Below are 24,610 nucleotides of genomic sequence, written 5' to 3'. Positions count from 1 at the left end.
CAGAAACAGTTTCCCTACCTGCCTGTGGCTCCTAGGTTTTCCCCGTTCATCGCGCGGGAAATCAGGCCGGGCGACGCAGTGCACCATGACGGAGCGACAGGCCATGAACCGAACCAACGACCTTCTGAAGATCCGCGACCTCCTCCAACGGCGTCGCCGAGACATTCTACAGGCCAGCCAGGGGGCTCAGCGGGAGTTGACCGCGCTGAAGGACCAGGATCGGGATCCCGAGTACGAGGAGAACGCCCAGGCCGAGCTGGCGGACTACACCCTCTCCAGCCTGATGGAGGCGCAGCGGCGCGAGGTGATGCTCATCGATGCCGCGCTGCGTCGGATGGACACGGGCGTGTTCGGCACCTGCGTGGACTGCGGCTACGACATCCCCATCGAGCGGCTGGAGGCACTGCCCTTCGCCATCCGCTGCGAGGAGGACGCGACACGCCACGAGCTGGAGGTGCGCGGCGGCCACCAGGCAACGCCGACCATCTGACGCTCGGGTGCACGGGCCTGCGGGAGCCTCCGGAAGACCGGGGGCTCGCTATTGCGGCTTGCCCTCGTCCTGGAGGACGACGAAGCGGTAGTTCTCCAGCTCGTTCTGCCCGGCGGTGTAGAGCACCGTGAGCAGCATGTCGTAGGGGATCGCCTTGTCCGCGATGACGGACAGCTCCCCGCTGAAGGGGGCCGCCGGGTTGCGCTCGGCGATGTACTTCAGCTTCTCCACTTCCTTCTTGAGCTGCGCATCCAGGGGCATCACCACCCGGCCCTGGAGGGCCTCGGGAGGAATCTGCCCCCGAGCCAGCTTCAGCACTTCCTTCTCCCCCACGAGGATGTTCTTGGGGGTGACGGTGACCACCACCGTGTCCTTGGGCGTGGCGCGCGTGGAGGACACCGGCGGGCGCACGTCCTCGCTGGCCGTCATCGCCGCCGAGGACGAGGCGAAAGACTTGAGGAGGAACACCAGGAGGATGGTCATCATGTCCATCATCGCGGTGATGTTCAGCTCCTTGATCTCCCCGGCCGCCTCGCGCTCCTTGCGCTTCTTGCGCGCCAGGGCCTTGCGGTAACGCAGCCGCTGCAGCTGCTCGTCATCCACCGGCACCTGCTGGGCCGTCTCTCCCGTGGCCGCCATCTAGAGGGTCCCCAGGGTGACGTCCGGGAAGAGCGTGCGGTGCGGCTTCTCCCGCGTCTCGCGGATGGCGTCCATGGTCTGGATGAGCGCGTCGTAGGGAATCTCCGGGTCCGCGGCGACGACGACCTTGGTCTCGGAGGGGAAGGCGCTCTTGATCTTCACCATCTGCGCGTTGAGGGACGCGTAGTCGTAGGAGCCATCGCCCAGGAGGGGGACGCTGGGGGCGCCGTCCTTGCCGAGGATGGCGTTCTCGCTGTTGACGAAGTGCCCCTTCTTGCTGATGAGCACGCTGAGCACCAGGCGCGGCTGCTCCGGGTTCTCCTGCGGGGCCACCGTGGTGCTGGGACCGCCATAGCCCGGCGCGCTCACGTTGACGATGCCGAAGGCCGCCAGCCCGTTGATGGACAGCAGCATGAAGAGGATGAGGTTCATGAGGATGTCGAGGTAGGGGATGATGTTGAGTTCCCCCGACTCCTCTTCCTCACGCGGCTTGAGCTTCCGCCTGGAGTAGTAGAACGCCATGGCGTCTCAGGCGGCCCTTGCCTCGTCGATCTGCGTCTCACCGGCGGCCTTGCGCGCCAGCAGGTTCTCCAGCTTGAGCGCGTTGAGCTCCATGGTCTCCACCATGCTCTTGGCGTACGAGGTGAGGAACAGGTGGAAGATGATGCACAGCACCGCGATGGAGAGCGCGAAGGCGGTGTTGTTCATCGCCTTGGAGATACCGTCCGATAGCAGGGCCTGCTTCTGCTCGGCGGGCACGTTGCCGAGCGCCTGGAAGGTGCCGATCAGACCGAAGATGGTGCCGACGAGTCCCACCAGGGTGGCGATGTTGGCCAGCGACCACAGCCACGGAATCCGCGCGCCCACGTGGGGGCTGTGCTCCACCAGCGACTCCTCCACGGCCTTGGCGACTTCGATCTCCCCGCGGTTGGCGCGGGTGAGGCCAGCGCGGATGATCTTGGCCAGGGGCGAGTGGGGAGCGGCGGCGCACAGCTTCACGGCGCGGTCCACGTTGCCGGTCATCACCAGCTTCGTCACCTGCTCCATGAAGGGCGGCGCGTTGAGGTTGTAGCGGAACATCAGCGTGACAATCCGCTCCAGGGCCACCGCGAGCGCGGCAGCCAGCCAGAACAGATTGACGAACATGAACGGACCGCCGTCCTTGAAGAACTTGATGGTGGAGTCCACGACGCCGAGCTTGGCCGGCGCTGCCTTCACGGCCTCCGCAGCCGCTGGGACCTGGGTGAGCACCACGTCCAGCAGCTCGCTCATCATCGGAATCATCGTGAAGAGGGTCCTTTCGACGCCCGCGCCTGCCCTGGGGGCAGCCACTGAACTTCTAGAAGACCCTCCTCGGGGGTGTCAAGCAAGGGGCAGGCCATGCCCCTGAAATCCTTGAACTTTCAGCCGCTCAAGCAGCCGAGGAGGCGTCGGTGCCCCCAGGAGTACCCGTGGCCCCGGCAGCCGCGACGACGGCTTCCGGCTCGACAATCTGCCGGCGGTAGTCGCACTCCTTGTTGGGGCAGGCCACGAAGGGGCCGTCCCGCTTGGAGTACTTCTGCACCAGGTAGGGCGACTGGCACTGAGGGCACGCCTCGGGCAGCGGCCTGTCCCACGCGGCGAACTTGCAGTCCGGGTAGCGGTTGCAGCCGAAGAAGACCTTGCCGAAGCGGCTGCGGCGCTCGGTGAGGTAGCCCTGCTTGCAGTCCGGGCACGTCACGCCGATGGAGATGGGCTTGGACGTCTTGCACTCGGGGTAGCCCGAGCACGCGAGGAACTTCCCGAAGCGGCCGCGCTTCACCACCATGGGCTTGGTGCAGTTCTCGCACTTCTCGTCCGTCGTCTCCTCCTCGATGATGACGATCTTCCCCTCGGCGTCGCGCTTGAAGTCCTTGGTGTTCTTGCACTCGGGGTAGTTCGAGCACGCGAGGAAGTGGCCCATCTTCCCCCATTTGATCACCATGACGTTGCCGCACTTCTCGCACGCCACGTCGGTCTTGATCTCCTCGCGCTTGACGTCGCGCATCTCCGCTTCGGCCTTCTCGAGCGTCTCCTTGAAAGGCGCGTAGAAGTCCTGCAGGACGGCCTTCCAGTTGGCCTCGCCCTCGGAGATCTGATCCAGCTTCTCCTCCATGCTGGCGGTGAAGGCGGCGTCCAGCTCGTGGGGGAAGTGCTTGACGAGCAGCTCGTTGCAGATGACGCCCAGGTCCGTGGGACGGAAGCGGCCCTCCAGCTTCTCCACGTACTTCTTGTCCTGGATGGTGGAGAGGATGGCGGCGTACGTGGACGGACGGCCGATGCCCCGCTCCTCGAGCTCCTTGACGAGGGTGGCTTCGGAGAAGCGCGGAGGCGGCTGGGTGAAGTGCTGCTCGTTGAGCAGCTTCTGCAGGGTGAGGGTGTTGCCCTCGTCGAGCACCGGCAGCTCGCCCACGCCGTCCTCGTCGGAGTCCTCGCCGGCGGCGCGCGCCTTCTCCTGGGCGGCCTCCTCCTCGGGGGTGAGGCTGGCGCCGTAGACGGCCAGGTAGCCGGGGAACTTCAGCGTGGAGCCCGAGGCGCGGAAGGTGGCCCGGCCCGCGGTGATGTCCGCGCTCGTCTGGTCATACACGGCCGGCATCATCTGGCACGCCACGAAGCGGTTCCAGATGAGCTCGTAGAGGCGGAACATGTCCGCGGCCATGTCGTCGTTCATCGCGTCGAACTGCGCCTTCACCTTCGAGGGCGGGTACTCGAGCGACGTGGGACGGATGGCCTCGTGCGCGTCCTGGGCGCCCTTCTTGGTGCGGTACACCACCGGCGCCTCGGGCAGGTAGTCCTTGCCGTAGGTGGCACCGATGAAGTCGCGCACTCCCGCCACCGCCTGATCCGACAGACGGGTGGAGTCCGTACGCATGTACGTGATGAGCGCCGTCTGGCCCTCCTCACCGAGCATCACGCCCTCGTAGAGCCGCTGGGCGAGCGCCATCGTCTTCTTGGCGGTGAAGTGCAGCCGGTTGGCCGCCTCCTGCTGCAGCTTGGAGGTGATGAACGGAGCGGGCGCGTTGCGGCGCCGCTCGCGCTTGTCCACCTTGGACACCACGAAGGAGGCGTTCTGGATCTCCTCCACCAGCGCGTCGGTGGTGGCCTTGTCCTTCAGCTCCACCTTCTTGCCGTCCACCCTGGACAGCTTGGACTTGAAGGTCGGCGGTCCCGACGGCCCCTGGAGGAGCGCGTCCAGCGTCCAGTACTCCTGCGGGACGAAGGCCTTGATGGCGTCCTCGCGCTCGCAGATGAGGCGCACGGCCACCGACTGTACGCGGCCCGCGGACAGGCCCCGGCGCACCTTCTTCCAGAGCAGCGGGGAGATCTGATAGCCCACCAGCCGATCGAGGATGCGCCGCGTCTGCTGGGAGTCGTAGTTCTCCTGGCTGAGCTGGCGCGGGTGCGCGATGGCCTCCTGGATGGCCGACTTGGTGATCTCGTTGAACATCACCCGGGCGGCGTCGTGGTGGCCCAGCTGCTGGTGGATGTGCCAGGCAATGGCCTCACCCTCGCGGTCGGGGTCCGTGGCGAGGAAGACCTTGTCCACGCCCTGGGCGGCCTTCTTCAGCTCGCTGAGGACCTTCTCCTTGCCCTTGATGACCTCGTACTGGGGCTCGAAGTCGTGCTCGATGTCCACGCCCATCTTGCTCTTGGGCAGGTCGAGGATGTGGCCCACCGAGGCCTTCACCGTGTAGCCGGAGCCCAGGTACTTCTTGATGGTCTTCGCCTTGGCGGGCGACTCGACCACCACGAGGTAGTGCGGCCCCTTGCCCCGCTTGGGGGACCCGGTGGCCTCGCCGTCCTCGGCGGAGACCTCTACGGTGGCCAGGGCCCCGTCACCGCCCTTGCGGCGCGAGGAAGCCTTCTTGGCGGCCGTCTTCTTCTTCGCCGTCTTCTTCTTGGCGGCCGTCTTCTTGCGCGCCGCCGGCTTCTTGGCTGCCTTCTTGGGGGCCGTCGTCTCCTCGACCTCCATCTCGCCCGCCGTCGCCGTCTTCTTCGTGCGCGTCGCCATGATTCTCCTCAAACCTTCTCGTACAGCCGTCCAGGATGCTGCAGGACGAGCCCCGACAGCTCGAGCTCCACCAGGGCGCTGGTGAGCGCCGCGGGAGAGAGCCGGCTTCCGGCCAGCACCTCATCAAATGACCTGGGAACCCTGTCCAACACCTGGTAGGCCCCCCTCGCTTCCGTCGAGAGCTCTTGCTGCCACGACGAGCCCCCTGCTGGCGGCACCACCTGCTGGGGATGAATCCCCACGGCCCACCAGACTTCCTGAACGGAGAGGCACGCCCGGGCATGACCATCCCGGATGAGCGCATTGCACCCGGCTGCCCCCTCGTTCATCACTTCACCGGGCAGGGCCAGCACCGGCCGCCCCTGCGCACGTCCTGCCTCCGCCGTGTAGAGGCTGCCCGAGGCCGCCCCCGCGCGGAGGACCAACACCGCATCCGACGCACCAGCGATGAGCCGGTTGCGCCTCGGAAAGGTCGTCGTGCTCGCCCGGACACCGGGCGGCAGCTCGCTGAAGAACACTCCGCCCCGGGCCAGGAAGTGCGGCAGCAGCTTCGCCTGGGCGGGATCCAGCGCGTCCAGCGCCGAGCCAAGGAAGGCCCACGTCTCGCCGCCCGCATCCATCGCCCCCCAATGACAGGCCCGGTCCACCCCGGCGGCAGCCCCCGAGACGATGCCCACCCCACCCTCCGCCACCTGCCGGGCGAAGGTGCGCGCGAAGGGAAGGAATCCCTGATCCGGGTGCCGGCTGCCCACCATGGCCACCCGGCGGCGCGGCGGCCCCACCTCTCCGCGGTAGAAGAGCAGCGGGGGTGCGTCATCCGTCCCCACCAGGCGCGCGGGGTAGGCCGGCTCCCCCTGGAAGGCCACGCCCATGCCCACGGCCGCGCAGCGCTCCAGCACCCGGTCCGCCAGCGGGCCCAACTCAGGCACCTCCAGCAACCGACGGCGCACGGGCACGGGCAGAGGCGCCCCACCCACCCACTCCCTCACCGGACAAGCAACCAGGCGAGCGAGCTCACCCTGGGCATAGGCGCGCAGACGCTCCAGTGCCCTCGGGCCAAGCCCGGGGACTGCCCAGAGTGCCAGGAGCGCACGCCGCTCCACCATTTCCCTGTCCGTCGTGACGTCCACCATGACCCGACCCCCTCCTGGGCCCACCTATATAGAAGATGGGTCCGACCGGATGGGGGCGGGACACATAAACACCGGACTGGCGCTGGTCAAGCGGCACGTCCCCTGCAAGTGGAGGAGGCGAGGTGCGTCAGCGCTGGGCGGTGGGCTGCCCGTTGTTGATGCGCATCACCGCGCGATCCCCGGGGGCCACTTCCTGGATGGAATACGTCAGGACGCAGTTGGAGCTGCGCTCCTTCACTTCGGTGACCATGCACAGGGCAACGCTCTCCATGGGCAGCGGCGGACCCTTCTTCTTCTTCTCGCCGGGCATCTCCAGCTCCAGCACGCGCTGCTGGGTGGTGTCGCCCGGGCGGAGGATGGTGAAGGTGTTGCCCACCTGAACCCCGTCGCTGCTGCCCTTGTCCACCACCAGGAAGTGGTGCTCGGCGGTGAGGGTCAGATACGGCACGAGCGCGGTGACGATATAGCCCTGGACCTCCTTCTCGTTGCGCCGGGGAACCACCGACTCCACCAGCCGCTCGCCGAAGGGGCCCACCAGGTCACCGCGCACCACGGCGTCCCACGTGTCCATGAGCTGTGCCTTGACGAAGTTGTCGCCCAGCGCCACGACCTTCAGGGTGCCGACGAACTCGGTGAGGTAGCCTGCCGGCTTGCCCGTCACCGGGTGCTTGACGGCCTCGAGGGTGTGGAAAATCACATACCTGTCCCCGAGCTTCGCGTCCGCCTTGCGCTTGAAGCGCACGTAGGCGACGTCCGGGAAGGACAACATCTCCGCCCCGGTGGCGGCGCCCTCGATGCGGCCCGCCTCGTCCAGCTCGCGCGTCGTGACGAAGCCCTGCGTCATCACCGTGCGCGACGCCTTGGGCTCGTAGGTGAGCTTGCCACTCACCGACACCAGATCCTCGCCATTGGCGGGGCCCATCTCGGTGGCCTCGGCGATCTCTCCGGACTCGGCCACCATCTCCATGGGAGCCGGGCCCGTGCCCGCCTCCACCCGCGAGGGAACCTCCTCGCCCGCGGGGAAGAAGCGCACGTTGTTGCCGGGGTAGATCCAGTGCGGGTTGGCGATCTCCGGGTTGTAGGACCAGACCTTGGGCCAGTACCAGGGGCTGCCCAGGTACTTCTGCGACAAGTCCCACAGCGTGTCGCCCCGCTCCACGGTGTGGACCTCGCCGGGCGCCGACTCGCGGCCCCCCTGGCCCGGGGGAATGGCGATCTGCCCGGGCCGGCCGGGCTGCTCGTCGACCACCTCGGACCCCTCGGTCTCTTCGCCAGCCTCGGGCTCCTGCGGGTCCTCCGCGTCCTGCGCCCACACAGCGGGCGGCGCGAGAACGGTGGCGAGAAGGAGCGAGGAGAAGATCCGCGAGCGCATCGGAGGACTTCCTTTCGGACAGCTAGTGCGAGAGGGAGGCGAGCCGCTGCTCTGCCTGCGTGGCGGCGGCCGTTCCCGGGAACTGGGTGAGGATGCGGGTGTAGAGCGCCCGCGCGTCGTCTTTCTGGTTGAGCCGCAGCCGGCACTCGGCCAGCCGCAACATGCCGTCGAGCACGGCATCGCCCGCCGGATACTGGGCGATGAGCCGCTCGAAGGTCTTCGCAGCGGAGGCATGCTCCTTGAGCCCCATCTGCCCGAGCCCGCTGAAGTAGAGCGCGTTGTCCGCGCGGGGGTGGCGGGGATGCTCCTCGGCGAAGGCCAGCAGGCGCGTCACCCCACCCTCCACGTTGCCGGTACGCAGCGCCGCCACGGCCTGATCAAACTCGGCCTCCAGCACGGCAGTATCTGGCTCCTCCCGAGGCGCTGAGGCGTCGGCCGTGGCCTCGGCGGGAGCGCTGTCCCCCTCGGGCGCGGAGCTGATGAACATCTCCATGTCCTCGGACGCGGGCTCCACGACGGCCACCCGGGTAGGCAGCGAAGGCGCGGGCTCGTTGCGAGGCTTGAGCTTCACCACCGCGAGGTCCGGCGTGCTGTAGCCGGCCGAGGTTGCGGCGGTCTGGGGTGCGGCGGTGGTGGCCTCCCGGGCCGAAGCGGCGCTGGAAGCGCGCGACTGGCTCACGCTGGCGTGCAGCTCGACACGCTCGAGACGCTTCTCCAGGCGCGCCTGGGTCTCGCGCATGGCGCGTACCTCGGCCTTCAGCTCCGCCAGCTCCGACGACTGGGCGGAGCCGGTGGTGGCACAAGCGGTCAGCGCGCACAGCGGCGCGATGGCGAAGAGTCGGCGAATGATGCGGTGCTCCAGGACGAGACTTCGGGGGATCCTTCCTGGAGGATAGGAAGGGGTGTCGGAGACCGTCAAGAAATCGGCCCGGACGCCGATCAGAACCGGTGTACCACGTAATTGAGGTGACGCCCGGTGCGGCCCGCGTCACGCCGGTGCGAGAAGAATCGGTCCGCATCGCACGCGGTGCAGTGAGGGAGCACCTCCACATGGGCCGCCTTCAGCCCCGCTCCCAGCAACGTGTCACGCACGGCCCGTGTGAGATCCAACCGCACGTCTCCTCCCTCGCGGACCACCACCTCCGACCCGAAGCCCGCGGAGAAGCGCGCGCCCAGGTCCTCGGAGACGACGTAGCAGCAGCGCTGGATGCAGGGGCCCACCGCCGCCAGCAGCCGTTCAGGCCGAGAGCCCCGAGCCACCAGCGACTCCACCGCCCGCGCCGCAATGCGCGCGTCCGTCCCCCGCCACCCCGAGTGCACCGCCGCCACCCGCCGGCCCTCGGGGTCCACCAGCAGTACCGGCACACAGTCCGCCGTCCCCACCGCGACCCAGTGCCCCGGCCGCTCCGTCCACAAGGCGTCCGCCTCGCCCTCCGGCGGCCTCAACGCGCCCGTCCCCTCGCCTGCTCCCACCTCTACCACCCGGTCTCCGTGCACCTGCTTCACCGTGTGCAGCGCCTCGAGCGCCGCACCCGCCATCACCGCCAACCGCCGGTGGTTCTCCTCCACCCTATCCCGGAGGTCACCCACCGCGAAGCCGAGATTGAGCGAGGCATAGGGACCCTCGGAGACCCCCCCTGCTCGGGTGGCGAAGCCATGGGGTACGGGGAGCAGCGCGGACGTCACCAATAGCGAAGGGTGTGCGGACATTTGGGCTTCCGATGCAATCACATCATCGAATGGTTTCGGACGGTGTCCGTTTGACAGTCTGCGTCAGCCGATCTGACAATCCGAGAAACTTACAGGGGTATCATGGCATTGGGTCTCGACACCGTTGGCAGGAAGCTCCTCTGGAGCATTGCCCTGCCCGGACTGGTCGCAGCCCTGTTCGGTGTAGGCTACTTCTGGCGTGAGGCGCAGATCGCCGCCCGGGACGCTACGCACGACGAGGCGATGGTGCTCGCGGAGTTCATCGGCGCCACCTTCCGACTGCCCACGCCCGAGGGCCTTCCGCCTCACTTCCCCGTCTCCGAGCTGATGCTCTCAGACACCCGGCTGCTGCGCTCCACGGCGGAGCTCAACATCCTGGCCCCGGACGGCCGCATCCGCTGGTCGGTGAGCCCGCGGGAGGTGGGCACGCGTCACCCCGACGCGGAGCGCCTGGCTGCCCCGGGGCCTCAGTGGGCCCGCTCGGATGCTCATGAGACCGAGGTGCTCCGCTCGCTCGGCGAGAAGTCCTGCGAGGGCTGTCACCCGGGCGCCCAGGACAAGCGCGTCGGGATGGTGCACCTGCGCGTGGCCGAGCCCGTGGTGCACCGCGAGCTCACCCATGCGCTCGGCGCCGCGCTGGTGGCCGTGCTCGTGCTGGGCGCCATTCTGATCGTCGCCACGGGCACTTCCCTGCACTTCTTCCTCACCCGACCCCTGCGTCGGCTGGCGTCCGCCATGCGACGCGCCGAGGAGGGCGATTTCCTGGTGCGCGCCGAGGTGCAAGGCACCGATGAGCTCTCCCGGCTCAGCTCGGCCTTCAACGCCATGCTGGCGCGCATCACCTCCATGAAGGCCGAGGAGATCGACACCCACCGCGATCTCCAGGTGACGAAGTGGAAGCTGTCCCTCAAGGAGGAGCTGGAGGAGCGCATCGCCGAGTTGGCCCTGCTCTTCGACGTGGCGCGCTCGGTGAACTCCACCATCGAGCTGTCCGAGCTGCTCTCGCGCATCACCCAGCTGGTGCCCGAGCGGCTCCACATCCCAGACTTCTCCATCATGCTCGTCAACTCGGACGGGCTGCTGGAGGTCAAGAGCACCTTCCCGGCGAACCCAGAGCTGGAGGGCATGACCATCCGGCCCGGCGAGGGTGCCAGTGGGCGCGCGGCTGAGGTGCAACGCGTGGTGTACGTGCCGGACATCACGGACCCCTCGAGCGCTTTCGCCCGGCAGGGGCCGCTGCCCGGACATGACACGGGAGCGGTGCTGTGCATCCCCATGGTGCACACGGACTCGGTGCTGGGCGTGCTCAACTTCCGGCGCCCCGAGGTGGCCAGCTTCGCCCCCGAGGAGTTGGAGCTGCTCACCGCCGTGGCCGACCAGGCTGCCACGGCCGTGAAGAACGCCATGCTCCACGCCGAAGCGGTGAAGCTCACCATGACGGACCCCCTCACCGGGGTGCCCAACCGCCGCCACCTCTTCGCGCGGCTGGAGCTGGAGGTGGCTCGCGCGCAGCGCTTCGGCACGCCCATGTCCATCCTCATGGTGGACATCGACCACTTCAAGAAGCTCAACGACGCTGCGGGCCACCGCGCCGGTGACGAGACGCTTCGCAAGGTGTGCGACGTGCTGCGCTCCCGCCTGCGCAAGGTGGACACGCTCGCACGCTACGGCGGCGAGGAGTTCATGCTCGTGCTGTCCAACGTGGCCAAGGAAGACGCCGTCGAGGTGGCTGAGAAGCTGCGGCGATCCGTGATGGACGCCCCCCAGCTCGCCGCCCCCACTCAGCCCGGCGGCCACATCACCGTCTCCATTGGTGTGGCCTCCATGCCCGTCGACTCCACCACCCAGGACGCCCTCGTGGATTGCGCCGACGCCGCCCTCTACGCCAGCAAACGCGCCGGGCGGAACAGCGTCACCGCGTACTCATCCGGCATGGAGCTGCACCCCGGCCGCGAGCGCGGCCTCTCCCGCCCTAACGATCCTTCTTCCCCCAGCGTCGCCAAGGCGTGAGCCCTCGTCAGGGCCCGCAATGACGAAGCCCGTGCCACAAGGGTGACACGGGCCTGCTGAACTCGGGGGGCGTATACCCTCACCCCGACCCTCTCCCAGAGGGAGAGGGAGTGTGGCTCGGGTATGGGACTGGTGAGTTTTGGACCTGCTGGGTTTTAGGTTTGGTGGGCTACGGGATGTGCAGGGCTCGCAGGTAGCGTCCGCTTCCCGGCACCTCCACGCGCAGCAGCAACGTGCTGCCCGCTGGCGCCTTACGGATGATCTTCGCCAGCTCCTCCGCGTTTTGCACCGGCTTGCGATCCACCTCCACCACCACCATGCCCGCCTCCAGCTGCGCCTTCTCCGCCGGCGAGCCCGGCAGCACGTCCGTCACCAGCGCCCCCTGCGATGACCGCAGCCCCGTGCGCTCGACGATGCGCGGATCCACGTTGCTCAGTGACACCCCCACGCGAGCCTTCGAGGACTGCTCCGTCTCCTCGTCGCCTCGACGCTGACGCACGCTCCGGCCCTCCAGGTCCGGCCGCGTCCCGAGCTGCACCTTCAGCGCCTGCCTCTTGCCGTCCCGGAAGACGTCCAGCGTCGAGGTACTGCCCGGCTTCTTCAGCGCCACCCTGCGCGTGAGCTGGCCTCCCGACTCCACCTTCTGCCCGTCGATGGCCACGATGACGTCGTCCGCCCTCATGCCCGCCTTGCCCGCCGGCGAGTTGTCGTTCACCTGCGACACGATGGCACCCTCGTTGACCGGCAGTTGCATCGCCTTGGCCAGGTCCTGCGTCAGATCCTGGATGCCAATGCCCAGCCACGCTCGCGTCACCGAGCCGTCCTTCTCCAGCTGCGACATGAGCGCCTTCACCAGGTTGCTCGGCACCGCGAAGCCGATTCCCGTTCCCCCACCCACGATGGCGGTGTTGATGCCCACCACCTCGCCCTTCAGGTTGAAGAGCGGGCCACCCGAGTTGCCCGGGTTGATGGCCGCATCCGTCTGGAGGAAGTCGTCATACGGGCCGGCGTGGATGTCGCGGGCTCGCGCCGAGAGGATGCCGCTGCTCACGCTCGAGGCCAGGCCGAACGGGTTGCCAATGGCCACCACCCAGTCACCCACGCGCACCGCGTCCGAGTCCCCCAGCTTCACCGTGGGCAGGTTGTCCACCTTGCCCTTGAGCCGAATGAGGGCCACGTCGGTGAGCGGATCCCTTCCGACAATCTCCGCGTCGAAGCTGCGCCCGTCGTCCAGGCGCACACGGATGGACACCGCGTCCTCGACGACGTGGTTGTTGGTCAACACCAGGCCCCTGCCGTCCACGATGAAGCCCGAGCCCGACCCCTGCCGGATGGGCTCTCGCCGCTGGCCCCGGCCTTCCCCGCCCCCGAAGAAGCGATCGAAGAAGGGATTCTCGCCCTGTCCATAGCCCCCGGAGGCCTTGGCCTGTACGTCTACGTTGACGACAGCCCCCTTCACGGACTCGACCAGCGGGGCGAGCGATGGCAGGGCCTGCACTTCCCGAGTGGCCGGCGAAGCAGCGGGGACGGAAGAAGCCGCCGTCTGGGCATTCGCCAGCACAGGCAGCGCTACGATGAGGGCGCCGGTGAGGGCACGCCGCGAAGCATTCAGTCGCTTGTTCATGGCTCTCCCGAGATAAGTCGGAAAAACGTCAAGGCAAGGCGCATCCGCCCTGCCCGCGCGACTGGGAAACACTGAAGTGCCCCTTCTCTTCCCGATGATGTGAGCAAGGAGTGTAGGCGCTACACCCTCAACACCGCAGCGAGCGCCCCGCCCTCCTCACCCCGGGCGGTACACCCGGTAGTCGATCTCCGGGAAGAGGTTGTTCTTGCCCTCGATGTGGGTCAGCCACCCCTCATCGATGGTGCCGGCGCGGATCTGATCGTGCAGGCGCAGGAAGCGAAGAATGTGCTCCTTCGTCCGGCGCACGGCGTAGTCCACCATCGTCCCGGTCTTCATGATGAAGGCCCAGTCCGAGGACTGCGCCAACAAGAGCTCTCGCGCGGCCTGGTTGAGCGCCCGCCGCTGGAGCGTCGAGGCATCGGGATGGTCCTTCGCCAGAGCCACCATCTGCCGGGAGCAGTGGTGGAGGTGCCGGTAGACCCAATCGTTGGAGCCGTCCAGCCACATGTTGGCGTAGCCACCCGAGCCCCAGGAGGACAGAGGCGGAGTGGCCACCTGGTTCTCCGGGTGCTCGGCCAGGTCGTCCGAGGGCGTCACCAGTTGGAAGGTCTTCTGCTCCTGGGCCACCTTGCGGATGAGGGCCTCGAGGAACCACGGGCCCTCGAACCACCAGTGGCCGTAGAGCTCCGCATCATAGGGCGCCACCACCACCGGCTTGCGGCCCCCCACCTTCCCCGCGAGCCACTCGAACTGCTTCTCACGGTTGAAGAGGAAGTTGCCCGCGTGGGTGGCGGCCCGCTCGCGCGCGTCATCCGGATCGTAGGGCTGCTTGTCCTGCGTCTTGCCGGTGATCCGGTAGTACTTGAAGCCCGTGTTCTTGCGATCCCCGGTGGGCTGGATGAAGGGCCGGATGTAGTCCAGGTCCAGGTCCCAGCCGATGTCCCGATAGAACTCGCGGTAGACGGGGTCGCCCGGGTAGCCGTGCTGCGAGCTCCACACCTGCTGGCTGCTCTCGGGGTCTCTCGCGTACGCGGCTACGCCCGCTTCCGTGAAGATGGGAGCAAAGGGGCCGTGCAGCGGCCGAGGCGTGGCGTCGGTGAGCCCGTGCGTGTCCACGAAGAAGTAGCGGATGCGCTCGGCCGCCAGGTACTTCTCCACCCCAGGGAAGTAGCCGCACTCGGCCAGCCAGATGCCCGGCGCGTCCCGGCCAAAGGTCTGCCGGTAGTGGTTGGCGGCCACGGTGATCTGCGCGCGCACCGCCTCGGGCGTCTGCTGCATCAGCGGCAGGAAGCCGTGCGTGGCGTTGCAGGTGATGATCTCCAGGTGCCCCGCGTCCTGCAGCCGGCGGAAGGCGCCCACCAGGTCCCGCTTGTAGCGCTCGCGGAAGGCACTGCGCAGCGTCTCGAAGTGGTCCCGGTAGAAGTGGGCCAGCCGGCCGAAGACTGGATCGTTCCGGGTGCGGTGCACCTCGCGCGCGCCCAGCTCACAGAGCTGATCCAGCTTGCGCGCGTAGCGGCCCATGAGCAGCTCGTCGCGCAGCATGGTGACGAGCGTGGGCGTGAGCGTCATCGTCATCCGGTAGGGCACGCCCTCCTCCGCCAGCCGATCGAAGACGAGCAGCAGCGGGAGGTACGTCTCGGAGATGGCCTCGTAGAGCCAGTCCTCCTCCAGGAAGTCCTCGTATTCGGGATGACGAACGAACGGCAGGTGTGCGTGCAGGACGAGCGCGAGCGAGCCGATGCTCATGTCATCCCCCTAGCGGCCCGTCGCGGAAGGCGTCAGGCACGTCCACGCCCATACCCATTGCTCGGAGGACCCGCCTGGCCCTTGCGAGTGCATCCACGCTCCGGAGGATCCGCCCGGACCCTGTGAGCGCATCCACTCCTCGGAGGCTCCGCTTGGACCCTGCGAGCGCATCCACCACGACTCGCCAGGCCCACCCGGGCTCCCCGACTGCTCGGAGGAGCCGGAGGGACCCCACGAGCCCATCCACTGGTCAGAGGAGCCCTCGGGGCGACGGACCTGCAAGTACTCCTGCCCGGGAGCACCCTCGCCCGGAGCACCGGGACCGGTGCGCTCGCGATGGCGCTCGGGAATGTCCTCGAAGCCCCCGCTGCCCGGCAGGGCCACGCGGCGCCAGGTGATGTACTCGCGCTCCTCGTAGGGCGGCGTCCGGGTGGGGGCGGTGGCGGCCACCGCTTCCATGTTGGCGCCCTGGACGGCGACAGGTGGCATGCGCAGGTAGCGCACCGAGGCGTCCGCGGACGGTCCGTTCTGCGGCAGGAAGACGCGGTTGGAGGAATGGCCGATGCGGCGCGAGCGGCCGTTGCTGCCCACGAAATGGGCCTCCACCCGGTAGGGACGGCCCGGCGGCAACCCGTGGATGTAGAAGCTGCGCGACTCGAGCGCGACATCAATCACCCGCACGAGGACCTCGGCATCGTCATAGACGCGCAGCACGGCGCGCGGCGACATCAGCCCGTCCAGGGCGCGATTCCGAGCCTCGGCGCTGAAGTCCCAAAGGACGAAGAGGGTCTGCGGGTCGCGCGGCAGCAGCAGGGCCGTGTCGTCCTGGTAGTCCGTTGGGAACTCGCCAAGCCGCTCGTCATAGTCCGGCGAGCCGAGGGTCTCGCGAGGCCGGGGGTTCTGCGCCTCGGTGAGGTGGTGGCGCCAGGCCTCCTGCTCACCCGCCATGCGGGCCACGAAGAAGCCCTCCACCAGCGGCTCCGCGGCGTGTTGCGCCACCAGGGAGTCCTCGGGGGACTCAGGGGGGTCATCCAGCGTCGACAGGGAGGGCTCATCGCCGCTCGAGAGTCGACTCGGCGACTTGGGCTTGGGCGGGAAGTTGACCACCTCGGCGGGCCGGGGCGGGTGGTGGACCGGAGTCTTTTCGTCGTCGTCGTCGGGCAGGGACTCCTCTGGAGCGGAGGGCTGCTTCGGACGCTCCTCGGGCTTCTCCGTGCGCGAAGCCGCCGAGACGGCCGCCGGGGCCTTGAGCGACCCCCGCCTCTCCGCCGCCCCCTCCCCTGCCTCCTCGAGGCCCGCCAGCTTCGCGAGCCCTGGGACCCGCTGTGTGAGTGCCGCCAGCAGGTCCTTCCTGGTCTTGAGCTTGCTATGCCCGCGTCCTAGATGCTTCCGCGCGAGCTCCCGCAGGTACTCCACCGTGACGCTCTTGAAGTCGGCCATAGGCGGGTATCGGCTTAGGTCGCCAGGGCTCGGGGGTCAACGAGCGATTTCACTTCTGTTCTTGGTCATACCTCGCCCATCGCCAGGCCCAGTGACAAGCCGGGAGTCGACTTTGTATCCTTCGGTCCGCCTTGAGCGACCTGCCCAGACTCCTGCTGTGCAGCTTCGATGTCCTGCCCGGCCCCTCTGGCTCGTCGCGGCGGGTCACGGAGTATTTGAAGGCACTGCCTGATCGGTTCTCGGTGGTGGTGCTCTCGGTCAAGACGCCAGACCACTCGCACATCGAGAAGTACCAGGGTGCACGCCTGCTCCGAGTGCCGGTGGGAGCCGGAGACCTGGCCTCGCGCATCCAGTCCTTCGAGCGCGCCGTGCGCCGCCAGTTGGAGAGCGAGGAGTATGCGCTCGTCCACTTCACCGATCCCTTCGGCGGCTACGCCCTGTGCGAGCTCAAGGGGGACTACGGCTACCGGCTCGTCTACGAGGCCCAGGGCTTCCCCTCTCAGGAGCTGCGCTACACGCACCCGCAGCTGGAGGGAGATCGGAAGTTCCTCTCCAAGGTCCGCCGCCAGGAGCTGTTCTGTCTGATGAACGCGGACCGGGTCATCACCGGCTCGCCCACCACGCGCTCCTTCATCCACTCGCTGGGAGTGGGCCAGGAAGCCGTCAAGGTGGTGCGCGCCCCGGTGGACCTGGGGCCCTATTCGCCTGAGGCGCTCGGCTCGCCGGATGGCACCCCCATGCGGCTGATGTACCTGGGCAGCCAAGTGGCGTGGCAGGGACTGGCCGGACTGCTGCGGGGACTCGCACTGGCGGTGCGCGAGGTGGACGTGCGGCTCACGCTCGTGGGCGCGCGCCACCCGGACTGGCAGCCGCACCTGGAGGACCTGGTCGCCGAGCTGGGCCTCAAGCAGCACGTCGAGTTCCAACCCCCCGTGGCCCATGACGACGTGGCCAAGGTGCTCGCGCTCGCGGACGTGGGCGTGCTGCCGCTGGACGACGTGGACCGCAACCGCGTGCAAGGCGGCGCCCTCTCCAAGGTGTCCGAGTACCTCGCCGCGGGCCGTCCAGTGCTCGCCACGGATCTGCCGGTGAGCCGGGAGCTCGTCCCCGCCTCGGCCGGCATCTTCTATCCGCCCGGTGACGCGCAGGCGCTCGCGGACCACCTCATCGCGCTGGCGCGTGACGTGCCCCGGCGCGTCTCCCTTGGGAAGCAGGCTCGGGCCTACGCCGAGCAGTGGCTTGACGCGGGCCTCATCCGCGGTCAGCTCCTGGACATCTACGATGGCCTGCTCGGCAAGTCCCCGGTGCCAATGGCGCCCGCCGATGAGTCCAAGCTCAGCCCGACGATGACGGGCACGCCCACCAACCGCATCCTTGCGCTCGCGGGAACGGTGAGTGCAATCACGCCCGGCTCCGTTGCTCCAGCCGCCAGCGAGCGCGCCTCCACGAGCGAGCCCATTCCGGACACCGACCCGGGCCAGGGCGGCCCCGCGCGCGAGGAGCTGCCGCTCGTCACGGGCCACATCCTCGAAGAAGGGCTCGACACGCGCCTCATCAAGACGGAGCCGGAGGCCGCACGGCCGGATGGGCCCCCCGTCATCATGGGACTGCCCCTGCGCGAGCCCTCGTACAAGGACAGGGACAACGCGCTGACCGAGCAGGACGTACGGCCGAGCGGGCCTCCCGTCATCATGGGGCTGCCCCTGCGCGAGCCCCCCGCCCCGCCCGCTTCTCCGCCTCCCATTCCGCCCCGTCCGAGCCTGCTCACCCGAGCCGTCTCCACCGACAGCCGTCCGGCCCCGGCCCCGGCGCTCGAGCCAGCCCCGCCCCCTCGGCCTCCCGCGCTGCCTCCTCGCCGCGATGAGCGCCCCGCTTCCCGGCCGGCGGAGCCTCCCGTGCTCCTTCAGGCGCCCACCCTGCCGGAGAAGTCGCGCCCGTCCATCTCCATCCCGCCCCTGCCTCCGCGGGCCAAGCCGCCCGGTGGCAGTGGCTCCCGCCCCGCCGCGCCACCGGTGCTCACCCCGCTGGAGGTCCCCTCCACCCCTCCCCCGAGCGCGCGCACTCCCGCCCGGGCCGAGGAGCCCGAGGAGATCTCCGAAGCCGAGGCCGAGGAGATCCAAGAGGTAGACACCGCTCCGACACCTACAGATGCCCACCCACTGGAGGAGCCGGAGGAGATCAGCAGCGCGGAGATCCACGAGGCAGAGACGCCGGAGACGCCGCCCCGGGAGCCGCCCGAGTCACGGTTGAACCCGTGGTTCGCCCAGCTCGCCCACGGCTACTGCCCGCCCGAGGGCACCCAATTCGCCCGGCACACGCCCCCCACCACCATGCCCGGCCGCGACGACGACCCGGGCGTCCCCCCCGCGCCGCCGAAGGCCCAGGGAGTGTCTCGTGGCAAACCCTCATAATCCGAGAGTCGCCACCCCCTCCTTGTGAGGCAACCGACCGAGCTCGGCACGGAAACTTTCCAAGCTCTTCCGCGCGTGGCTAGGATGTGCCGGTTTTCATTGCACTTTTCGTAGGTTAAAGGGCTGCATGGAGCGCCGCGTCCTCATCGTCGAAAGCCAGAACGACTTCGCCCTCAGCATGGCCACCGTGCTCAAGAGCGCGGGCTATCAAACGGCCATGGCGGCCACCGCCGCTGACGCACAGCGTGAGATGGAGAAGCGCAAGCCGGATCTCATCGTCGTCCGGGCCGAGCTGCCGGATCAGTCCGGCTTCACCCTGTGCGGGCAGATCAAGAAGGGCAAGTGGGGGCAGAACCTCAAGGTGCTGCTGCTGTCCTCGGACACGGGCGTGGAGGGGCTGAACCAGCACCGCCAGTCGCCGGGCGCCGCGGACGGCTACCTCATCATCCCCTTCGAGATGGGCGAGCTCGCCTCCATGAGTGTGGGCATCGTCCCCCCCGAGGAGGAGCAGGCCCCGGCCTTCTCGGGCGACGGTCCTCCGCCCATGCCCCCGCCGCTCAAGGGCGCGCCCGCCCCCGCCGGTAGCCCGCCGAAGCTGCCCAAGCGCGAGCGCCGCAGCGCCATCACCGAGGAGGATCGCACCTTCCTCGAGCGCTCCTTCCAGTCCATCGCGGACCGCAAGGCCGAGCTGCTCGCCGAGTCCCGCCAGCTCAAGCGTCCGCCCCCGCGGCGCGACTTGATGGGCACGCCCGAGGGCAAGGTCCAGCTGCTGCGCGACGAGCTCAAGGCGCGCGAGTCGCAGATCGCCCGCATCTCGGAGATCTGGAACGTCCGCGAGCGCGAGCTGCTCTCCGTGGAGGACCGCCTCCACGAGAAGGACGTGGAGCTGCAGGGCCTGAAGATGCAGGTGGATGACCTGCTGCGGCGCTTCAACGAGGCCAGCAGGGCATGCTGCAGAAGGAGCGCGATCACGGCGCCACCGTCGACGACCTGCTGCTGCAGAAGTTCTCCTCCGAGAAGGATCTCATCGAGGTGGTGGCCTCCAAGGAGAAGGACATCAACGTCCTTCGCCGCGAGGTGTCCAACCGCGATGACGAGCTGTCGCGCCGCGCCGGCGAGCTGGAGAACGCCCGCGACGAGTACGACAAGCTCGAGAAGCACCTGGGCATCGTCACGCTCGAGTTCGAGGTCAAGGAGCAGAAGCTCACCGAGACGGTGCAGGCCCACGAGGCCGAGCTGGCCCGCCGGCAGCAGCGGATTGAATCCGTGGAAGGCGAGCTTGCCCGCACCATCAGCGAGCGCGACCAGCGCTACGCCGAGCTGAGCGGAGAGATTCAGGCGCTGCAGGAGCGGCTGGCCCAGACGGAGCAGGAGCGCGACACCACCGTGCGAGCCCTGGAGGCGCGCGCCACCGCGGCCGAGGAGCACGGCGCCCGGGTGGACGCGGAGCTCCTGCAACTCACCGAGGAGCGCAACGCGCTCGAGGCGCGGCTCAACGAGCAGATCGCCGGCCTGGAGTCGGACCTGGCCCGCATGACGGGCGAGCGCGACCAGCTCCAGCAGGACAAGGACGCGCTGGAGAGCGATCTCACCCAGCGGCTGGAGGAGCGCGACGCGAAGGTCGCCACGCTCGAGCGCGAGCTGCAGGAGACCATCGCCCGCAACGAGCACCACGAGGCGGAGCTCAACGCCAACATCCAGCAGCAGATGGAGCGCATCGGCGAGCTGGAGGGCGAGGTCGAGGCCGTGAAGGCCCACCTGGCCGACCGCGAGGCCGAGCTGACCGGCGAGCTGGAGGCCCTCACCCAGGCGCGCAACGAGCTGCAGGCCGCCAAGGACGCCCTGGAGGCCGAGCTCAACGGCCAGATCCAGGCGCTCCAGGAGGCCGTCTCCGACCGCGACACGCAGATCTCCAACCTGACCGGCGAGCTGGAGGCCACCTCCCAGACCCTCGCCGCGACGCAGGGCACGCTCTCCCAGACCGAGGAGACGCTCGCCACCACCCGCGGCGAGCTGGAGGCCACTACCCAGTCGCTCTCCGAGACGCAGGCTGTCCTTGCCGACACGCAGGGCCGCCTCTCCGCCACCGAGGAGACGCTGGCCACCACCCGTGGCGAGCTGGAGGCCACCGCTCAGACACTCGCCGAGACGCAGGGCACGCTCTCCGAGACGCAGGCCGTCCTCGCCGATACGCAGGGCCGCCTCTCCGCCACCGAAGAGGCCCTGGCGAGTACCCGCGGCGAGCTGGACGCCACCTCTCAGACGCTGGCCAACACCCAGGCCACCCTCGCCCAGACGGAGGAGACGCTCGCCACCACGCGCGGCGAGCTGGAGGCCACCACCCAGACACTCGGCGAGACGCAGAACACGCTCTCCGAGACGCAGGCCGTCCTCGCCGACACGCAGGGTCGTCTCTCCGCCACCGAGGAGGCCCTGTCCAGCACTCGGGGTGAGCTGGACGCCACCGCCCAGTCCCTGGCCGACACCCAGGCTGTCCTTGCCGACACGCAGGGTCGTCTGTCCGCCACCGAGGAGACCCTCGCCAGCACCCGCGGCGAGCTGGACGCCACCGCCCAGTCGCTGGCCGACACCCAGGCCACCCTCACCGACACGCAGGGCCAGCTCGAGCAGACCCGCGACGAGCTCGCCCGCACCGTCCAGGAGCGCACCGATCGCGAGACCGAGCTCCAGGCCGCCAACGCGGAGATCACCCGCATCTCCGGCGTCCTCCAGGAGACCGAGAACCTCAAGACGGCCATGGAGGAGGAGCTGTCCGAGCAGCTCGGCCAGGTGCGCAACGAGCTGGCCGAGACGCAGGGTGCCCTCGCCGCCACGCGCGAGGCACTCACCGGCGAGCAGGCCGCCCACGTGCAGTCCCAGCAGCAGGCCGCCGCCACCCAGGCGGAGCTGGAGGCCGCGCTCGCCCAGACGCGCGATCAGAACCAGGAGCTGGAGGAGCAGCTCTTCCTCACCAAGCAGGAGCTGGGCAGCCGCGTCGCCGAGGTCACCCAGCTCGGCTCGCAGCTCGCCGAGTCCGAGGACGAGCGCCACCGGGTGGAGGAGCGCCTCAACACGCTCACCGCCGAGTCGCAGCGCCGCATCGACTTCCTGGAGAAGGACGTCGCCGCCAAGGGCCAGGAGCTGTCGGACACCCTCCAGAAGCTCACCGGCGTGACGCAGGAGAAGGAGCGTCAGCGCGAGGCCCTCAGCCGCGAGGTGGCCACCAAGACCGAGCAGCTCAAGCAGCTCGACGCCCGCCGCCAGCAGGACGCGGAGCAGGCCAAGCGCAACGCCGACGAGCTCACCCGCCAGGCCGCCGCCCTCAACACCGAGCTGGAGAACGCGCGCAAGCAGCTCGCCGCACGTGACGAGCAGCTCCGCTCCGCGGGCAACAGCCAGTCCAAGCTGCAGTCCGAGCGCGAGGCGATGGGCAACCAGCTCGCCGAGGCCCAGGCGCAGATCCAGGCGCTCCAGCAGGCCCAGGCCCAGGAGCGCAACGAGGCAAAGCGCGCCGGGGACGACCTGGCCGCGAAGCTCTCTCGCGCCGAGGCTCGCTCCACCCAGCTCACCCAGGAGCTGCAGACCCGCTCCGCCGAGGCCGACGCCAAGGTCAAGGAGGCCCAGACGCAGCTCACCACCCGGGCCAAGAAGATCCAGGAGCTGGAGCTCGCGGTGGAGAACGCCGCGGGTGCCAGGTCCCGCGTGGAGAAGGAGCTCAACGCGAAGGTGGCCGCCGCCGACGCCAAGGCCAACGAGGCCGCCACGAAGCTCGCCGCCGCCGCCAAGGAGCGCAAGGAGCTGGAGGCCCGGCAGCAGAAGGATCTCGAGGAGCTGGCCACCCGTCAGAAGGCGGAGCTGGAGCGCCGCGACGCCCTGAAGACCCAGGAGATCACCCGCCTGCAGCAGTCGGTGCAGGAGAAGAGCAAGGCGCTCAAGGTCGCCGAGCTGGAGCTGGCCCGCTTCAAGACGAAGTCGCCCACCTCCTCCCCGGGCACTCCGGCCGCGAAGTCGACCGCCGCCGCCAAGCCCCTGGTGGACGAGGACGACAGCGTGCTCACCACGCAGGTCAACACCATCGCTCCCGCCGCGCCCGCGCCGACTCGCACCGCCCGCCCCGCCGCGAAGAACACCGTGGCCAAGAAGACCGCGGCGGCTGCTCCTCCTCCCGTCGCCGAGGAGGAGGTCTCCGACCGCACCGTGGTCATGCAGATCCCCACGGCGTCGCCCGGCGCCTCGGATGAGGCCGACTGGACCTCGCTCGTGGACGAGCTCGACAAGTAGTGTGGCTCACCGGCCGCGCGTGGCGCCCCTGCCTCGCGCGGCCGAAGCAAACGTTGTCCAACTGTTGGACGACTTTGTGAGGAACGCGGCCGGGAGGTCTCCCCGGAGGCCAGGGCGAGTGGCAGGCCCGCGCGGCGCGGACGTACCGACGCTGCCTGTCGCCCCTGAAAGGACTTACGGCAGGTGGCTCAGAGCGCGGCGCGCGCCTGGCGGACGAGGTCCTTGAACTCGACCTGGGCGACCACTTCGCGGAAGGACACCTGGGTGCCCAGGCTCTGGGCCTCCAGGCGGGCCTGCTGCCAGCGATGCCGCATGGTCCGGGTGGCGACGTAGGCCAGCAGCAGCACGAAGGCTCCAGGAATCAGGGCCACCGCCACCACGAGCAACATGCGCAACCACCAGGACATGACCGCCGCCTCCCAGCAACGAATGCGCGGCTCTATTGCACGTTGCGTGCCCATTGTGGGAAAATAATTTCCCAAGTTATTCCAGTCACTTGGACAGCAAGCAGCCAGCACGAGGGCGTGGAAAGGGCTGGAGGTCTGGCATTTTTGCCGCAGTGGCCTGAAAACCCTTCGGTTAAGTTGAGAAGCGTGAACACGCCCTCCCCTTCGACCCAAGCGCACACCCTGACCAGCGTGGAGGACGCGGAGACGCGCCTCGAGCAGGTGGGATATCTGGCCTCCCCGGAGATCGCGACCGCGAGCTTCCTGGCGGATCGGCTGGAGAAACCCATCCTGGTGGAGGGCCCCGCGGGGGTGGGCAAGACGGAGCTGGCCAAGGCGCTGGGACAGGCGCTGGGGCGGGAGTTCATCCGCCTGCAGTGCTACGAGGGCCTGGACGAGGCGAAGGCGCTCTACGAGTGGGAGTACGCCAAGCAGCTGCTCTACACCCAGCTCTTGAAGGACAAGATTGGGGAGATGGTGCAGGGAGCGGGGACGCTGAGCGAGGCGGCGGACCGGCTGGCGACGAGCGACGCGGTGTTCTTCTCGGAGCGCTTCCTGCTACCGAGGCCGGTGCTGAAGTCGCTGCTGTCGGACAAGCCGGCGCTGCTGCTGGTGGACGAGATCGACAAGGCGGATCCGGAGTTCGAGGCCTTCCTGCTGGAGGTGCTGTCGGACAACGCGGTGACGATTCCGGAGCTGGGGACGTTCAAGGCGAGGCACGTGCCGAGGGTGGTGCTGACGTCGAACAACGCGCGGGAGCTGTCGGACGCACTGAAGAGACGGTGCCTGCACCTGCACATCGACTTCCCGGATCGGGAGCGAGAGCTGCGGATCGTCCGGAAGAGGCTGCCGGACGTGTCGAAGACACTGGCGGAGCAGGTGGTGGAGGCGGTGGCGGCGATCCGGAAGCTGGACCTGAAGAAAGCGCCGTCGATCAGCGAGACGTTGGACTGGGTGCAGAGCCTGGCGCTGCTGAACGCGGAGTCACTGACGGCGGACCTGGTGGCGGCGACGTTGAACCTGGTGCTGAAGCACGAGGGCGACATCGAGAAGGCAAAGAGCAACCTGGCGCAGATCGCGCAGGCCTGAGCCAGAACACCCCGCCCCCAACACCCAGCGCCCAACACCCACTGAGCGCCCAACACCCAACGCCCAACACCCCGCGCACAACACCCCTCGCCCGCCGGGAGAGGGACGGGGTGAGGGTGCTACGGGTCCCAGGTTGAACCCGTGTATGCCCCCTCTCCCTCTGGGAGAGGGCTGGGGTGAGGGTCAAGA

At 68.8% G+C, this 24,610-nt stretch carries 16 protein-coding genes and 1 pseudogene; 5 read left to right on the top strand and 12 right to left on the bottom strand.

Going from position 1 to position 24,610, the window contains the following annotated elements; all coding sequences use genetic code 11:
* The first annotated feature begins 103 nt into the window (after window positions 1-103).
* Window positions 104-490, top strand: a complete 387-nt coding sequence (locus tag OV287_RS21225; protein WP_267535861.1) for a TraR/DksA family transcriptional regulator — start codon at window positions 104-106, stop codon at window positions 488-490.
* A 48-nt stretch (window positions 491-538) separates the two neighbouring features.
* Here OV287_RS21225 and OV287_RS21220 read toward each other — a convergent pair whose 3' ends face one another.
* The 8 genes from OV287_RS21220 to pgeF form a co-directional block, all read right to left on the bottom strand.
* Complete coding sequence (locus OV287_RS21220; protein ID WP_267535860.1) at window positions 539-1,129, bottom strand: ExbD/TolR family protein; 591 nt, start codon at window positions 1,127-1,129, stop codon at window positions 539-541.
* Complete coding sequence (locus OV287_RS21215) at window positions 1,130-1,651, bottom strand: ExbD/TolR family protein (protein WP_267535859.1); 522 nt, start codon at window positions 1,649-1,651, stop codon at window positions 1,130-1,132.
* 6 nt (window positions 1,652-1,657) lie between these two features.
* The gene (locus OV287_RS21210) at window positions 1,658-2,413 is read right to left on the bottom strand and encodes a MotA/TolQ/ExbB proton channel family protein (protein ID WP_267535858.1); all 756 of its coding nucleotides are present in this window, start codon (window positions 2,411-2,413) and stop codon (window positions 1,658-1,660) included.
* 127 nt (window positions 2,414-2,540) lie between these two features.
* Entirely contained in the window at window positions 2,541-5,159 is a 2,619-nt protein-coding gene (gene topA, locus OV287_RS21205; protein WP_267535857.1) for a type I DNA topoisomerase, read from the bottom strand.
* An 8-nt stretch (window positions 5,160-5,167) separates the two neighbouring features.
* A complete protein-coding gene (locus tag OV287_RS21200; RefSeq protein WP_267535856.1) occupies window positions 5,168-6,292 on the bottom strand; it encodes a DNA-processing protein DprA in 1,125 nt (374 codons plus the stop codon).
* Between the two features lie 127 nt (window positions 6,293-6,419).
* Window positions 6,420-7,664 (bottom strand): LysM peptidoglycan-binding domain-containing protein, encoded by a 1,245-nt coding sequence (locus OV287_RS21195; protein WP_267535855.1) that lies wholly within the window; start codon window positions 7,662-7,664, stop codon window positions 6,420-6,422.
* A 22-nt stretch (window positions 7,665-7,686) separates the two neighbouring features.
* Window positions 7,687-8,583: a tetratricopeptide repeat protein gene (locus tag OV287_RS21190; protein ID WP_267535854.1), complete on the bottom strand. Its 897-nt coding sequence runs from the start codon at window positions 8,581-8,583 to the stop codon at window positions 7,687-7,689.
* Between the two features lie 20 nt (window positions 8,584-8,603).
* Window positions 8,604-9,374 carry a peptidoglycan editing factor PgeF gene (gene pgeF, locus OV287_RS21185; protein ID WP_267535853.1) on the bottom strand — a complete coding sequence of 257 codons (771 nt, stop codon included), beginning with the start codon at window positions 9,372-9,374 and terminating at the stop codon, window positions 8,604-8,606.
* A 102-nt stretch (window positions 9,375-9,476) separates the two neighbouring features.
* On the opposite strand from pgeF, the gene OV287_RS21180 reads away from it, so the two are divergent.
* Window positions 9,477-11,384 (top strand): GGDEF domain-containing protein, encoded by a 1,908-nt coding sequence (locus OV287_RS21180; RefSeq protein WP_267535852.1) that lies wholly within the window; start codon window positions 9,477-9,479, stop codon window positions 11,382-11,384.
* A gap of 169 nt (window positions 11,385-11,553) precedes the next feature.
* On the opposite strand, the gene OV287_RS21175 is transcribed toward OV287_RS21180, so the two are convergent.
* The 3 genes from OV287_RS21175 to OV287_RS21165 all read right to left on the bottom strand — a co-directional run bounded on the left by OV287_RS21175 (window position 11,554) and on the right by OV287_RS21165 (window position 16,194).
* Complete coding sequence (locus OV287_RS21175) at window positions 11,554-13,008, bottom strand: trypsin-like peptidase domain-containing protein (protein WP_267535851.1); 1,455 nt, start codon at window positions 13,006-13,008, stop codon at window positions 11,554-11,556.
* Between the two features lie 156 nt (window positions 13,009-13,164).
* On the bottom strand, window positions 13,165-14,754 hold the full coding sequence (locus OV287_RS21170) for a glycoside hydrolase family 57 protein (RefSeq protein WP_267535850.1): 1,590 nt from the start codon (window positions 14,752-14,754) through the stop codon (window positions 13,165-13,167).
* A gap of 9 nt (window positions 14,755-14,763) precedes the next feature.
* Window positions 14,764-16,194: a DUF4912 domain-containing protein gene (locus OV287_RS21165; protein ID WP_267535849.1), complete on the bottom strand. Its 1,431-nt coding sequence runs from the start codon at window positions 16,192-16,194 to the stop codon at window positions 14,764-14,766.
* Window positions 16,195-16,325: 131 nt separating this feature from the next.
* Here OV287_RS21165 and OV287_RS21160 point away from each other — a divergent pair, with 131 nt between their 5' ends.
* Both OV287_RS21160 and OV287_RS21155 read left to right on the top strand, forming a co-directional pair.
* Window positions 16,326-18,605 (top strand): glycosyltransferase family 4 protein, encoded by a 2,280-nt coding sequence (locus OV287_RS21160; RefSeq protein WP_267535848.1) that lies wholly within the window; start codon window positions 16,326-16,328, stop codon window positions 18,603-18,605.
* 127 nt (window positions 18,606-18,732) lie between these two features.
* Window positions 18,733-22,886: pseudogene (locus tag OV287_RS21155) on the top strand (response regulator).
* A 188-nt stretch (window positions 22,887-23,074) separates the two neighbouring features.
* On the opposite strand, the gene OV287_RS21150 reads toward OV287_RS21155, so the two are convergent.
* Window positions 23,075-23,293 (bottom strand): hypothetical protein, encoded by a 219-nt coding sequence (locus OV287_RS21150; protein WP_267535847.1) that lies wholly within the window; start codon window positions 23,291-23,293, stop codon window positions 23,075-23,077.
* A gap of 186 nt (window positions 23,294-23,479) precedes the next feature.
* On the opposite strand from OV287_RS21150, the gene OV287_RS21145 reads away from it, so the two are divergent.
* Window positions 23,480-24,421, top strand: coding sequence for an AAA family ATPase (locus OV287_RS21145; protein ID WP_267535846.1), 942 nt, complete (start codon window positions 23,480-23,482; stop codon window positions 24,419-24,421).
* Window positions 24,422-24,610: the final 189 nt, after the last annotated feature.

The sequence above is a fragment of the Archangium lansingense genome (assembly GCF_026626635.1).
GTDB lineage: Bacteria > Myxococcota > Myxococcia > Myxococcales > Myxococcaceae > Archangium > Archangium lansingense.
The sequence above is the reverse complement of the archived record's forward strand: the minus strand, read 5'-3'. Positions and strand labels throughout refer to the sequence as shown.